Annotated in this window: 14 protein-coding genes and 3 pseudogenes; 12 read left to right on the plus strand and 5 right to left on the minus strand. The window is 63.4% G+C overall.

The features are described 5' to 3' along the window. Positions 1-117 precede the first annotated feature (117 nt). The 4 genes and pseudogenes from EBBID32_RS14125 (at position 118) to cydX (ending at position 2040) form a co-directional block, all read left to right on the plus strand. The gene (locus EBBID32_RS14125; RefSeq protein WP_006959247.1) at positions 118-777 is read left to right on the plus strand and encodes a peroxiredoxin; all 660 of its coding nucleotides are present in this window, start codon (positions 118-120) and stop codon (positions 775-777) included. A 3-nt stretch (positions 778-780) separates the two neighbouring features. After that, positions 781-1161, plus strand: coding sequence for an ArsR/SmtB family transcription factor (locus EBBID32_RS14130; RefSeq protein ID WP_006959250.1), 381 nt, complete (start codon positions 781-783; stop codon positions 1159-1161). 111 nt (positions 1162-1272) lie between these two features. Continuing rightward, a pseudogene (gene cydB / locus EBBID32_RS23655) lies at positions 1273-1913 on the plus strand (cytochrome d ubiquinol oxidase subunit II); the annotation flags it as partial. Between the two features lie 22 nt (positions 1914-1935). After that, the gene (gene cydX / locus EBBID32_RS23660; RefSeq protein ID WP_081628097.1) at positions 1936-2040 is read left to right on the plus strand and encodes a cytochrome bd-I oxidase subunit CydX; all 105 of its coding nucleotides are present in this window, start codon (positions 1936-1938) and stop codon (positions 2038-2040) included. Positions 2041-2076: 36 nt separating this feature from the next. Here cydX and EBBID32_RS14140 read toward each other — a convergent pair whose 3' ends face one another. The 5 genes from EBBID32_RS14140 to EBBID32_RS14160 all read right to left on the minus strand — a co-directional run bounded on the left by EBBID32_RS14140 (position 2077) and on the right by EBBID32_RS14160 (position 8719). Then, the gene (locus tag EBBID32_RS14140; protein ID WP_006959258.1) at positions 2077-3594 is read right to left on the minus strand and encodes an acetyl-CoA hydrolase/transferase family protein; all 1518 of its coding nucleotides are present in this window, start codon (positions 3592-3594) and stop codon (positions 2077-2079) included. A gap of 190 nt (positions 3595-3784) precedes the next feature. Beyond that, positions 3785-4093, minus strand: coding sequence for an ArsR/SmtB family transcription factor (locus EBBID32_RS14145; RefSeq protein WP_006959260.1), 309 nt, complete (start codon positions 4091-4093; stop codon positions 3785-3787). A gap of 13 nt (positions 4094-4106) precedes the next feature. Then, the gene (locus tag EBBID32_RS14150; RefSeq protein WP_006959261.1) at positions 4107-7331 is read right to left on the minus strand and encodes an efflux RND transporter permease subunit; all 3225 of its coding nucleotides are present in this window, start codon (positions 7329-7331) and stop codon (positions 4107-4109) included. Further along, on the minus strand, positions 7328-8353 hold the full coding sequence (locus tag EBBID32_RS14155; RefSeq protein ID WP_006959263.1) for an efflux RND transporter periplasmic adaptor subunit: 1026 nt from the start codon (positions 8351-8353) through the stop codon (positions 7328-7330). Before EBBID32_RS14155 ends, EBBID32_RS14150 begins: the two co-directional genes overlap by 4 nt. Positions 8354-8380: 27 nt before the next feature. Continuing rightward, positions 8381-8719 (minus strand): rhodanese-like domain-containing protein, encoded by a 339-nt coding sequence (locus tag EBBID32_RS14160; protein WP_006959265.1) that lies wholly within the window; start codon positions 8717-8719, stop codon positions 8381-8383. 99 nt (positions 8720-8818) lie between these two features. Between EBBID32_RS14160 and EBBID32_RS14165 the strand changes: the two genes are divergently transcribed. From EBBID32_RS14165 to EBBID32_RS14190, 8 genes and pseudogenes are all read left to right on the plus strand, one after another. Then, positions 8819-10099 carry an NAD(P)/FAD-dependent oxidoreductase gene (locus EBBID32_RS14165; protein ID WP_006959267.1) on the plus strand — a complete coding sequence of 427 codons (1281 nt, stop codon included), beginning with the start codon at positions 8819-8821 and terminating at the stop codon, positions 10097-10099. A 24-nt stretch (positions 10100-10123) separates the two neighbouring features. Continuing rightward, entirely contained in the window at positions 10124-10327 is a 204-nt protein-coding gene (locus EBBID32_RS14170) for a YgaP family membrane protein (protein ID WP_006959269.1), read from the plus strand. Next, on the plus strand, positions 10324-11595 hold the full coding sequence (locus EBBID32_RS14175) for a TolC family protein (RefSeq protein ID WP_006959271.1): 1272 nt from the start codon (positions 10324-10326) through the stop codon (positions 11593-11595). The genes EBBID32_RS14170 and EBBID32_RS14175 overlap by 4 nt, the downstream gene beginning before the upstream one ends. A 17-nt stretch (positions 11596-11612) precedes the next feature. Further along, positions 11613-11780: a hypothetical protein gene (locus EBBID32_RS25130; protein ID WP_006959273.1), complete on the plus strand. Its 168-nt coding sequence runs from the start codon at positions 11613-11615 to the stop codon at positions 11778-11780. Between the two features lie 2 nt (positions 11781-11782). Further along, a complete protein-coding gene (locus tag EBBID32_RS25135; RefSeq protein ID WP_269213069.1) occupies positions 11783-11977 on the plus strand; it encodes a carboxymuconolactone decarboxylase family protein in 195 nt (64 codons plus the stop codon). A gap of 22 nt (positions 11978-11999) precedes the next feature. Further along, positions 12000-12209: a hypothetical protein gene (locus EBBID32_RS24960; protein ID WP_231382205.1), complete on the plus strand. Its 210-nt coding sequence runs from the start codon at positions 12000-12002 to the stop codon at positions 12207-12209. Next, positions 12134-12322 (plus strand): annotated as a pseudogene (locus EBBID32_RS23665) (Zn-dependent hydrolase); the annotation flags it as partial. The gene EBBID32_RS24960 and the pseudogene EBBID32_RS23665, both read left to right, overlap by 76 nt. A gap of 208 nt (positions 12323-12530) precedes the next feature. After that, a pseudogene (locus EBBID32_RS14190) lies at positions 12531-12996 on the plus strand (transposase); the annotation flags it as partial.

Raw genomic sequence — 12996 nt, forward strand, 5'->3', positions numbered from 1 at the left:
AGAAAACCGGCACCACCTCACATATTCTGCGGCATAGCATTCCAATTTGTCGCTTACATCTGTAATGTAATCGTGTAGTGAAGAATGCCAAGATGCGTGAGACGGAATTAGCGGTAAATGGATAAGATGTCGGCCGACGCTGGCCATAGCCCGCAGTTCCTGCAGATCGGTGACCCGGCCCCTAATTTCCAGGCGCGGACCACGATGGGGGTGGTCAACCTCTCCGATTTTCAGGGGCGCTGGTTGATCCTGTTCTCGCATCCCGCCGATTTCACGCCCGTGTGCACCAGCGAGTTCGTCGCTCTCTCCAAAGCGAGCGACCGGTTTGAAGCGCTCGATTGCGCTCTGCTCGCCGTCTCGGTCGATAGCCTTTATTCGCACCTGGGCTGGATCCGCGCGATCCGCGACGGCTTCGGTGTCACAGTGAGCTTCCCGATCGTCGAGGATCCCTCCCTGATCATCGGCCGGGCTTATGGCATGATCTCGGACCGTTCACCCGACGCTGCGACGATGCGCTCGACCTATTTCATCGATCCCGATGGCATCATTCGCGCGATGATCTGCTATCCGGCCACGATCGGACGCTCGGTCGAAGAGATGCTCCGGGTGCTGGCCGCCTTGCAGACTGTTGATGCCGATCAGGTCGTGACCCCGGAAGGTTGGCATCCCGGCGAAGCGGTACTGCTGCCGCCGCATCAGGATCAGGCCTCGTTGCTGGCTGACGGAGATGACTCGATGTGGTTTCACCGCAGCAAGCCGCAGTCGCAGAAAGGCTAGGCGATGCCTGACAGGATCCCTGACCCCAGTCTCGATGCACTCGCCGAGGTGTTGCGAACGCTGGGCCATGACACCCGCCTTCGACTGATCGCCACGCTGCTGGCGCAGGGTGAGAAGTCCGTCGGCGAAATCGAGGCGTTCACCGGTATCGGTCAACCTGGGCTGTCGCAGCAACTCGGCGTGCTGCGCAAGGCTGAACTGGTGCAAACTCGGCGCGCAGCCAAGCAGGTCTACTACAGCGTTGCGTCGAACGCCTTCGCCCCCGCGGCGGCGTTCCTCGCCGCACTCGCCCGGACCGGGCCGAGCGGCACGGCACCGCGCGCCGACCGTAAAACAGGCTCGCCAGCGCGCGGTTCGGCCGCGATGTTCGCCAAGATACTCTAGCTCGCCAGTGTCAGGTGCTGCCCAGCCAGGCGCAGCATGGCCGACCTGTGGGTGACAAAGATAAGACCGACAGCGGGATCGTGCGTAATCAGCAGCACCGTCTGTCCCATTGGGGTCGCGGTTGGCAACGTGCTGACGGGAATTCCCTTCCGGCTCGATAGCGACTTGCGGTCTTTCTATGGCGGCACCTTGCTCGGCCTGTTTCATCCCTTCTCGCTGCTGGCGGGCCTGCTATCGGTCGCAGATCGCGGCGGTGCTCGCGATCCTGTTGTTCGCCATGGGCGGTATGATGGTGGCGACGATGAATATGGGCTTCCGCGCCGAAGATGTGGTCGATCCGGTGAGGCCGTCCAACCCGCATCTGTCCGCAATAGCGGCGCGTGGCTCGCCAATTACAGTGCGCACCCCTGGATGGTGCTGGCGCCGGTCCTGGGCTTTCTCGGCCTGATCACAGCACTGATCGGCATCCGGTGGAAGCGCGAAGTGTTGGCCTTCGGCGGGTCGACTATTGCCACAATCGGGATCATCTCGACGGTCGGACTCCCGATGTTCCCGTTCATCCTGCCCAGCTGATCGAACCTGCCTCCAGCCTCACGGTTTGGAATGCATCCTCGAGCCGCCTGACCTTGTTTATCATGCTGCTGGTGACGCTGATCTTTCTGCCGATCGTGCTGCTCTATACCGCGTGGGTCTATAAGGTGCTGTTCGGCCGCATCACCACGCAAGACGTGCGCAATCCCGACTTCTACTGAAAGAGAACCTCAAGCATGTGGCATTTTTGCATGGGTACTCGGCGTCGGGCTAGCGGTCGGTTTCGGCATCCTCAACGGCATGTGGCATGAGTTCCATTCGGATTCGGACGAAGACCTGACGTCTTGAGCGTCGCCGCAAGCGCCTGGACGCTTCTTCGGTAGCTCAGCCTGACATCATCGAGCCGGTTTCGATGAAGCGTTGATGCCAGGAAAGCGCTTCACCGGGTAGAGATGGGGATTGCTGGCCATAGGAACCGGCACGCGCGCGGCGATAATAGTCGGCCAGCGCAGGTCGGTAGTCAGGATGCGCGCACTTCTCGATGATGACTTCGGCGCGCTGCTTTGGGCTGAGGCCGCGAAGGTCGGCCAGTCCTTGCTCGGTGACCAGCACCTGGACGTCCTGGCTGATATGATCGACGTGGCTCGCCTGTGGCACGATCGCGGAGATCTTGCCGCCCTTGGCCGTCGAAGGTGTCATAAAGATCGACACATAGGCGTTTCGCGCAAAGTCGCCTGATCCGCCGATCCCGTTCTGGATGCGCGATCCCATAATGTGGGTCGAGTTGACGTTGCCGTAGATGTCCGCCTCGATCAGCCCGTTCATCGCCAGGCAGCCAAGCCGCCGGATCAGTTCGGGGTGATTGCTGATTTCCTGGGCGCGCAGGATCATCGTGTCGCGGTATCGTCCCATATCGGCATTCAACCGCATCGCGGCCTCGGGACTGAGCGAAAAGGCGGTGGCCGAAGCCATCCGCAGCTTTCCGGAATCCAGCAGATCGAGCATGCCGTCCTGGATCACCTCGGTATAGGAGGTCATGTTCTCGAAAGGCCCCGACACCAGTCCGGTGAGCACGGCATTGGCGATGTTGCCGACCCCGGATTGCAGCGGCAGCAGCGAGGCGGGCAGCCTTCCCTTGGCAACTTCGTGGCGGAAGAATTCGATGAGATGGCCAGCAATGGCGTGCGCGGCCGTGTCTGGCGCTGCAAAGGGCAGGTTGCGGTCGGGTGCCTCGGTTTCCACGATGGCGATGATCTTGTCGGGATCGCACCGAAAATATGCCTCGCCGATGCGGTCGTCGGCCTTTACTAAGGGAATGGGGACGCGGTGAGGCGGCAGGGCCGTGCCGTAGTAGATGTCGTGCATGCCCTCCAGCGCGGGGTTCTGCCAGCGATTGACCTCAAGGATCACGCCGTCAGCGCGATCGAGCCAGGTCTTGTTGTTGCCGACCGAGGAGGACGGGATCAGCGATCCGTCGGTGCGAATGCCGGACACTTCGATGACCGCTATATCAAGCGGTCCCAGAAAGCCCTGCCACGCCATCGGCGCGACCTGGCTGAGATGCATGTCGAAATATTCCATTTCGCCGCGGTTGATCTTCTCGCGCGCAATCGGGTCGGAGTTATAGGGGAGGCGAAATTCGATGCCGTCCGCCTTGGCCAGCGCGCCGTCCAGTTCGGGACCGGTGGACGCCCCCGTCCAGACGCGGCATCGGAAGGGATCACCGGCTGCATGGGCAGCTTCGATCCGTTTCGCCAGGGCCAGCGGCACGGCCTTGGGATAGCCCGATCCGGTGAAACCGCTCATGCCGATCGTCATGCCATGGGAAATCAGGCTGGCGGCCGCATCCGCGTCCATGATGCGACTTGCCAGGTCGGTGTTGGCGATGCGGTTTGTCGGCACGTCATTTTCCTATCGGTTGCCGACACCTTGGGCCGCATGTGGCCCCATGGTCTCGGATTTCGTTGCTTGGTCTGGTCGCCTTTGAGCTGGGCCGGGGTATTCCAGAAACCAAAGGCTTGAACTTCAGCGTGGTCGCCGTCTCCTCTCGCGTCGCCTGCTCTTGCGGCGATTCAATCGAAGATCGCTTGCTCTACTTTTCGCCCAAATTCTCGCAAAGAAACTGCATCAGGGCGAGCACACGCTGATTGGCAATGCTATAGTAAATGGTCGTCGTTTCGCGACGGGTCTGGACCAAACCGCCATCACGCATCCGCGCCAGATGCTGCGAGACGCTCGACTGCGACAGGTTGCACAAGCCAACGAGTTCGCCGACCGAGGCTTCACCCTCGCGCAAACGACAAAGCAGCAAGAGGCGCTGTTCATTCGCGACCAGCTTGAGAAACGCGGCGACCTCGGTCGCACGCTCGCACAGCATTTCCACCGCCTCGTTCGTCATCATTCGCCCGTCATCGTCATTTGCTTGCTGGTCTCCCGTCATCGCGCAACACCACATATATGGCGGGAATAACCAGCACGGTGAGCAAGGTCGAGGAGGCGAGACCGAAAAGGAGCGAAATGGCGAGGCCCTGAAAGATGGGGTCGGTCAGGATCACGGCAGCGCCGATCATCGCGGCGGCGGCGGTGAGCACGATCGGTTTGAACCGGATCGTTCCCGCCTCGATCAGCACGTCGCGGAGCGGCTTGTCGGGCGTGGACGTGTGCCGGATAAAATCGACCAGAAGGATCGAGTTGCGCACGATGATGCCGGCCAATGCGATGAAACCGATCATCGAGGTCGCGGTAAACGGCGCACGGAACAGCATATGGCCGATGACGATCCCGACCAGCGTGAGCGGCACCGGCGTCAGGATGACGAGCGGCAGTCGGAAGCTGCGGAACTGTGCAACGACGAGGATGTAGATGGCGAGCAGAGCGACCATGAACGCAGCACCCATGTCGCGGAAGGTCACCCAGGTGATCTCCCACTCGCCGTCCCACAGCAGACTGGTTGCCTTCTCATCAGTGGGTTGGCCTGCTAGGCGGATCACCGGCCGATGCAGGCCCTTGGCGGCCCAGTCGTAGCGATCGATTGCGCGGTCGACTGCCAACATGCCGTAGATCGGCGCCTCATAATCGCCGGCGAGCTCGGCGGTCACCATATCGGCATAATGCCCGTCGCGCCGGAAGATGGCCGGGCTGCTCTGCTCCTGCCGGGCCTCGACAACGGCCTCGAGTTCGACCAGTTTCGGCCCGTTGGCGCTTTGCGAGAACGCCACCGGCGTGCTCGCCAGCGTCTGCGTCCAGCTTCGCGCGGATTGCGGGAGGGCGATGGTGATCGGCAGCGGCGTGCGTTCATCCCCGCGCGGTGCGTAACCGACTGTCTTGCTGCCCAGCAGCGCGCCGATCGAGTCGTTGATGTCGCGGATCGAGAGTCCGTAATAGTCGATCCGGTCGCGCTGCGGGATCAGGCGCAGCTTGGGGCGAGGCTGGCCGAAGCTGTTATCGACATCGACGATGTAGGGGATCGACTTGAAGATCTTCTCGAGCTCTGTCGCGGTGGCACGTCGGCTCTGCGCGTCGGGACCATAGATTTCGGCAAGCAGGGTGGCGAGCACCGGTGGTCCCGGTGGCGTCTCGACGACCTTGATCGAGGCACCGTCAGGGAGCTTCAGCGTCTTGAGCTTCTGGCGCAGGTCGAGGGCGATCTGGTGGCTCGAGCGGTCGCGGTCGCCCTTGGGCAGAAGCGTCACCATGACATCGCCCATTTCCGGGCGGCTGCGCAGGAAATAGTGGCGCACGAGCCCGTTGAAATTGAACGGCGCGGACGTGCCGAGATAGGCTTCCATCGCGGTCGCCTCGGGGAGCTGGCGGGTCAGGCGAGTGACATCTTCGAGGACGCGCCCCGTGCCTTCGAGGCTGGTGCCCTCGGGCATGTCGATTACGACCTGGACTTCGGACTTGTTGTCGAACGGCAGCAGCTTGACCGTCACCGCCTTGAAATAGAACATCGAGCAGGCGACCAATGTCGCGATCCCGACCGCGATCAGGAAATTGCGCGCCGAATTGCGATCGTCGATGACCCGGTGCGCGAACCGCGCGTAGAGGCGGCCGAGCTTGCCGCCGCTTGCGTTATGCCCGTTCCCGTGATCGCCATCGGCCGCCAGCGCCTTGCGCGCGAAGTGGATCATCAGCCACGGCGCAATAACCACCGCGACGAAGAAGGAAAAGACCATCGCGGCCGACGCATTGACCGGGATCGGCGCCATGTACGGTCCCATCAGGCCTGACACGAACAGCATTGGCAGCAGTGCCGCCACGACGGTCAACGTCGCGACCACGGTCGGATTGCCGACCTCGGCGACCGCCTCGATAGCGGCTTGAGTCCGGGTTCGATCATCGGCCATCGCCCAATGGCGGGCGATATTCTCGATCATCACGATCGCATCGTCGACGAGGATGCCGATCGAGAAGATCAGCGCAAACAAGCTGACGCGGTTGATCGTGTAGCCCATCAGGTTCGAGGCAAACATCGTCAGCAGGATCGTCGTCGGGATCACCACGGCAGTGACCCCGGCCTCGCGCCAGCCAATCGCGAAACCGATCAGGACGACGATCGAGATCGTCGCGAGCGCAAGGTGGTAGAGAAGTTCATTGGCCTTCTCGTTCGCGCTCGCGCCGTAATTCCGCGTGACCGCGACATCGATACCGTCGGGAATCAGGCCGCCCTTGAGGCTTTCAAGGCGGGTGAGTACGGCCTCGGAGACGACCACTGCATTGGCGCCCGAGCGTTTGGCGATCGCGATGCTGACCGCAGGCGTGCTCGACCAGCCACCGTCAGCGCGTGCCCAGCGCCAGGCGCGGGCCTGATCTTCACGTGGCCCCTGGGTAACTGAGGCCACGTCGCGCAGATAGACCGGCGCACCGGCGGCCGAGCGCACGGTCAGGGTGCCGACGTCCTGGGCCGAAGAAAGCGTCTGGCCGGCGGTGACCGCGACGGCCTGGCCACCTTCGCGAATGCTCCCGGCGGGGAAACTGCGATTGGCTTGCGCGGCGGCATCGATCACGCTGCCGAGCGGTACGCCATATTGGCTGAGCTTGCCGGGATCGGGCGTGATGCGGATCTCTTCGGGCCGCCCGCCGGTCAGGAAGGTGAGGCCGACATTGTCGACCTTGGCGATCTCGGTCCGCAAGCGACCGGCGAGCGCATAGAGCGTCTGGTCGTCATATCGCCCGGCCGCGCCGGGTTTGGGCGAAAGGGTCAGGACGATGGCGGGGACATCGTTGATCCCGCGCACCGTGACCTTGGGATCCGGGATGCCGACCGGGATGCGATCCCAGTTGGCGCGCAGCTTTTCATCTATCCGGGTCGCGGCATCCTCGGGGTTCGAACCCACCAGGAAGCGCGCGGTCACCATCACGCCATCGTCTTCGGCCTGGGTATAGACATGCTCGACGCCATCGACGCTTTTCACGATCGTCTCGAGCGGGATGCCGACGAGCTGGACGGCGTCCGGCGCGGAAAGGCCCGGTGCCATGACCTGGATATCGACCATCGGCACGCTGATCTGCGGCTCTTCCTCGCGAGGAATTGTAAAGAGCGCCAGCAGGCCGATCGCAATCGCGACCAGCAGAAACAACGGGGTCAGCGGGGACGTGATCGTCGCGCGGGTGAGGCGCCCCGAGAGGCCGAGATTCACTTGCTGCGTCCTGGAGTGAACAGAACGTCGCCTGCACTGACGCCGCCAAGGACTTCGAGCTTGCCCGCTTCGCCTGTAGGCGCGGTCTGGACCGCAACCGCGCTTATGCGCCTGTCGCCGGTGACGACATCGACATAGTCGATGCCGTAGCGCGTCGAGATGAAACGGCGCGGAACGATGATCGCCCGGCGCTGGCCGACCTCAATCATCACGCCGACGCGGCGTCCGACCAATTGGGTGGTAAGCCCAGGCACGGTTGCATCGACCTGCACTCGGCCGCCGGCGATCGCAGGATAGACCTGGCTGACCTGACCCTCGCGCGACCCGTCGGGCAAATCTCCCTCAGCGACCATTACGCGCGCGCCGACATGCACGGCGTCAGCCAGCGATTCGGGCAGATCGAGCCGGAGAACGGGCGGACCCGCCGCAACGGTTGCGATCGACATGCCCGGCGCCACGACGGAGCCGGCGGGAATATCGGCGCGCAGGATGCGGCCGGAGGCGGGCGCCAGGACCGCGCCCTGACCGGCGACGCTGGCGCTCGCATTCTGCTGAGCGCGGGCCGCTGCGACCTGAGCATTGGCCGCACGTGCGGCCGCGACCGACTGGTCGAGGCGGGCCTTGGCATAGACATTGTGGTTGTAGAGATCTTTGACACGGGCGAGGTCGCCTTGCGCGCGCGTTGCTTCTGCTTGCGCGGCTGCCACCTGCGCACCCGCCGCACTGGTTTCATAGCCAAGGCGCGAATCGACGATCGATCCGATCCGCTGGCCCTTGGTCACCACGTCACCAGCGCGAACGGAGAGGCTGACCAACGTGCCGGAAATGCGGGCCAGCGCCTGCGCCTGATCGCGCGTCGTGATTTCGGCGCCGACCGCCTTCATGTCCGTGGTCTGGGCAAGTTCCACGGTCAGCCGCTCGCCAGCGGGCAAGGTCGCCGCCTTTTCCTCGCTCGGCGCATTGCTGCCGCAAGCCATCAACGTCAGCGCCGCCCCTGCGACCATCCATGCCCATTTAGTCATTGCCAACGGCTCCCCGGTTGCATGGCCTTAGCCGCGTTCGACTGGCAAGCCGGCGGCCTTCCAGGCGCCGATGCCGCCGGCGAGATGTGTGTCGATACTCGACTGCGCGCTGGCGCAGCGGTCGAGCGCCAGGCTCGAGCGCTTGCCGCCAGCGCATTGAAGCACGATCGTCTTACCCGCGGCATCCGGAACATTACGTGGTGCGAAGGTCGAGAGAGGAGCGTTTACTGCGCCCTTGATATGCTCGGCGGCAAACTCGTCGGGTTCGCGCACATCGACGAGGACGGCCGAACCATCGGCCAGCATCGCCTTGAGGGTCTGCGCATCAATTTCGCGATGCGCCTTGGTCTTTCCGAATCCAAACATGCGGAACCTCCTGATTATTGCATCAATTTGTATATTGTATATATCGTGTAATCATTATATTCAGTCAAGCACGATATTGAGGCGAGAGGAGCCGGCATCATGGACAAACCGAAGATCGTGGTGCTGGGCGCAGGTCTGGGCGGCACCATCGCCGCTTACGAGATCCAGGCCGCCGCCAAAGGCCGGGCCGAGGTCATGATGGTCTCCGACTCGGAAACCTATTCGTTTATACCTTCCAACCCATGGGTCGCCGTTCGCTGGCGCGAGCCCGAAGCGATCCAGGTCCATCTCCCACCGATCTTCGCCAAGAAAAAGATTGGGTTCACCGCAGTGGGGGCAAAGCGGCTGCACGCTCCCGAAAAGCGCCTTGAACTCAATGACGGCAGCAATGTCATTTACGACTATCTCGTAATTGCTACCGGGCCTGATTTGGCGTTCGACGAAATCGAGGGGCTCGGGCCGCACGGTGGCCATACCGTCTCGATTTGTCAGACTGCACACGCCTCGGCGGCTGCAGACGCTTTCGATCGTTTCGTTGAAAGCCCCGGACCTATCGTCGTCGGCGCGGTGCAGGGCGCGTCCTGCTATGGCCCAGCCTATGAGTTCGCGCTGATCCTCGACACCGAGTTGCGCCGCCGCAAAATTCGCGACAAGGTGCCGATGACCTTCGTCACGGCCGAACCCTATATCGGCCATCTCGGCCTGGACGGCGTCGGTGACACCAAGGGCCTGCTCGAAAGTACGCTGCGTGAGCGGCACATCAAATGGGTCACCAATGCGCGTGTCGCCACGGTCGAGGCGGGCATGATGCATGTCGAGGAGATCGCCGAAGGCGGCGCGGTCGCCAAGACGCATGACCTGCCATTCGCGTTCTCGATGATGCTGCCGGCATTCCGCGGCATCGCAGCGGTCCGTGATATTCCGGGCCTTACCAATCCGCGGGGTTTCATCCTGATCGACAAACACCAGCGCAACCCGGCTTTCCCGGAGATCTTCGCGCTTGGCGTCTGCGTCGCCATCCCGCCGACCGGGCCCACGCCCGTGCCGGTCGGCGTACCCAAGACCGGCTTCATGATCGAGAGCATGGTGACCGCGATCGCCGCCAACCTCGCCGCGATCCTCGACGGCAAGGAGCCCACCGCCGAAGCGACTTGGAATGCGGTTTGCCTGGCTGATTTCGGTGATGGCGGCGTTGCCTTTGTCGCGCAGCCGCAAATCCCGCCGCGCAACGTCAACTGGGCGGCGAGCGGCAAATGGGTCCATCTGGCGAAGATCGGCTTCGAGAAATACTTTCTGCGCAAGGTGCGCAAGGGCGAAAGCGAACCCTTCTACGAGAAGCTCGCGCTGCACGTGATGGGCATCAAGAAACTTCGTTTCTGAGATCGCTTCAAAAGGAGAACTGCCATGACGATCGACCGTGCTGTCTTCATCTTTCTCGGCTGCGTTGTCCTGCTTGGCGTGGCGCTGTCGCTGACCGTCCATCCCTGGTGGATCGGCCTGACCATTTTCGCCGGGCTGAATGCGATCCAGGCCGGATTCACCGGCTTCTGCCCTGCTGCCACCGCATTCAAGGCGATCGGCCTGCGGCCGGGCGTCGCCTTCAAATGATGGCCAAGCGCCGCCTTGCGCACTTGATGCTGTGGCTTGCCGCCTCGCTGGCGGCGAGCGGCACGGCGCAAGCCATCACGCTTGACGAGGCGCTGGCCGCAGCGATCGCGCATACGCCGGACATTGCTGCGGCGGACGCGGATGCGGATGTCGCCAAGGCCCGGCTTGAGCAGGCGAAGGCGGGCGGGCTGCCGACCGCGACGGTCAGCGGCACCATCGGCTATGGTCGGCTCGATCCGCGTGGTTTCTTTGGTCTTGGCGCTGCCAACGTGACACCGCGCTCTGCGCAATTGACGGTCGAGCAGCCCTTGTTCACCGGCGGTAGGGTGAGGGCCGGGATCGATCAGGCTCGCGCCGGTATCGCTGGCGCCGAGGCCGGCCAGACGGGTATGCGCAGCCAGCTCGTGATGGCAGTAACCCAGGCCTATGGCGATGTCCTGACCGCCGCGCGCATGGTCGATCTCTACGGTCGCCTTGTCACCCAGACCACCGAGATCGAGCGTCAGGCGCGGCTCAAGTTCCGCGCGGGCGAAAGCCCGAGCACAGATGTCTCGCAGGCGGTCGCCCGACTTGCCGAGGCGCGTGCCGGCCTTGCCCGCGCACAGGGCATGCAGGTCTCGGCGAAGGCGCATTTCCGCAATCTGACAGGCCTTGAGCCTTTAGATCTGCAACCACTACCGGCCAATCCCGTACTTCCCGCCACGCTCGACGAGGCGATGGATACGGCAATCCGCAACAATCCCGCGCTGGCCCAGTCCGAAGCCAGCCTGCGGGGGGCTCAGGCCGCAGCACGTGGCGCGCGCGCTGAGCGCCTGCCCACGGTCGGCGCCTTCGCGGAAGGGGCCACGGTACGTGATCAGTTCTTTCCCGACTATCGCGCGGACAGCGCGACCGTCGGTATTCGCGCTCGCTGGGAATTGTTCAGCGGCGGCCGAGTTTCCGGCAAGGTCGCCGAGACGAATAGTCGTGTCCGGGCCGCCGATGCGCGGGCACGGGCCATGCGTAGCCAGGTCGAAGAGCAGGTCATCTCCGCCTTTCAGGATGTGCGCACGGCGCAACTGGTCGAACAGGCGGCAAGCGATCAAGCCGCCGCCGCTATACAGGCGCTCGACAGCGTTACCCATGAGGTTCGGGTTGGCATAAAGCCGCAGCTCGACCTGCTTGACGCCGAACGCGAATCCATTGCCGCGCAGGCTGGCGCGGCGCGCGCGGCTACCGATCGTATCGTCGCCGCCTACCGGCTGCTCAGCCTGCTGGGTCGCTACTGAACAAAAGGATGACCGCAATGCACAAGGATTGGCCGGAAATGGCCGCACAACTGACCGGCGCGATCAAGGAAGTCCGGCTTGGCAGTCCGGAAGTCACCACGGCCTTTTCGGCGATGGCCCGGGCCGCGACCGAGGCAGGGACGCTCGATACCAAAACCAAGGAGCTGCGCTCGCCATCTCAGTAGCGATCCGGTGCGACGGCTGTGTCGCCTTTCACAGCCAGGCGGCGGTCAAGCAGGGCGCGACCCGGGAGGAGATCATGGAAGTGATGGGCATGGCGCTCTACATGGGCGCCGGACCGAGCCTGATGTACGCGGCCCAGGCAGTCGAGGCCTTCGATCAGTTCGCGGCCCAAGCCGGCGCTACGCCGGCGGACGCATGAGGCGGCGGCGGTGGAGCGCGCCATGACCGACTTGTCCATGGAACAGGCCGCCCGCCTTATCGATCGTTCAATGACCGGCGGTGTGTTCGTGCACAGCGTCTTTGACGTGGCGACCTTTACCGCACCCCACGTCGTCAGCGACCCGGCAACTGGCAAGGCGGCGAGCAATTCGTGTGGGAGACGACGGTGGCGAATGAACGACGGGGCAATGTCCATGTCCATCCCGGTGTGACCGAGGAGGGGTTTGTCGCGATGCGTGAAGCGCGCGACGCAACGCTCGGGATGCCGCGGCTGATCCTTTCCTCGATCCAGGTGAACATGCGCGGTGGCAACCTGCCCGAGCCAGTCCAATATCTGCTAGGCGCTGCTTCGGGCTAGCTTGTCGGCTTCACGCTCGGTCTGGTCGGAGGCGAGGGCTCCATCTTGGCCGTGCCGTTAATGGTCTATCTGGTCGGCGATCGGCACGATAGAGGTGGCCTGGCAAAACTGCACATCGGGATAAGTGGATTTTCTGCCTGACGGCGGCCAGGATGGCCGCGTGACAGGAGTAGAGATGAGCAAACGACCACGCCGGAATCACAGCCCGGCATTCAAAGCGAAGGTGGCATTGGCCGCCGTGAAGGGCGAGAAGACGCTGGCGGAGCTGGCGCAGCAGTTTGACGTGCATCCGAACCAGATCACGCAATGGCGCGGGCAGCTTCTGGAAGGGGCTGCCGGTGTATTTGGCAGCGAGACGCGGAGCGAGGCTGCGGCGCCGGCGATCGACGTAAAGACGCTGCACGCCAAGATCGGTGAACTGACGCTGGTGAACGATTTTTTGTCAGGGACGCTCGGGAAGGCGGGACTGTTGCCGAGCGCAAAACGATGATCGACCGTTCGCACGCACTGCCGTTGGCGCGGCAAGCCCGGGAGCTGGGGATCAGCCGGGGCAGCATTTATTATCTGCCCAGACCGGTGCCGCCTGCCGATCTCGCCATCATGCGGCGGATCGACGAGTTACACCTGGAATTTCCGTTCGC

The organism is Sphingobium indicum BiD32, assembly GCF_000382885.1.
Lineage (GTDB): Bacteria > Pseudomonadota > Alphaproteobacteria > Sphingomonadales > Sphingomonadaceae > Sphingobium > Sphingobium japonicum_C.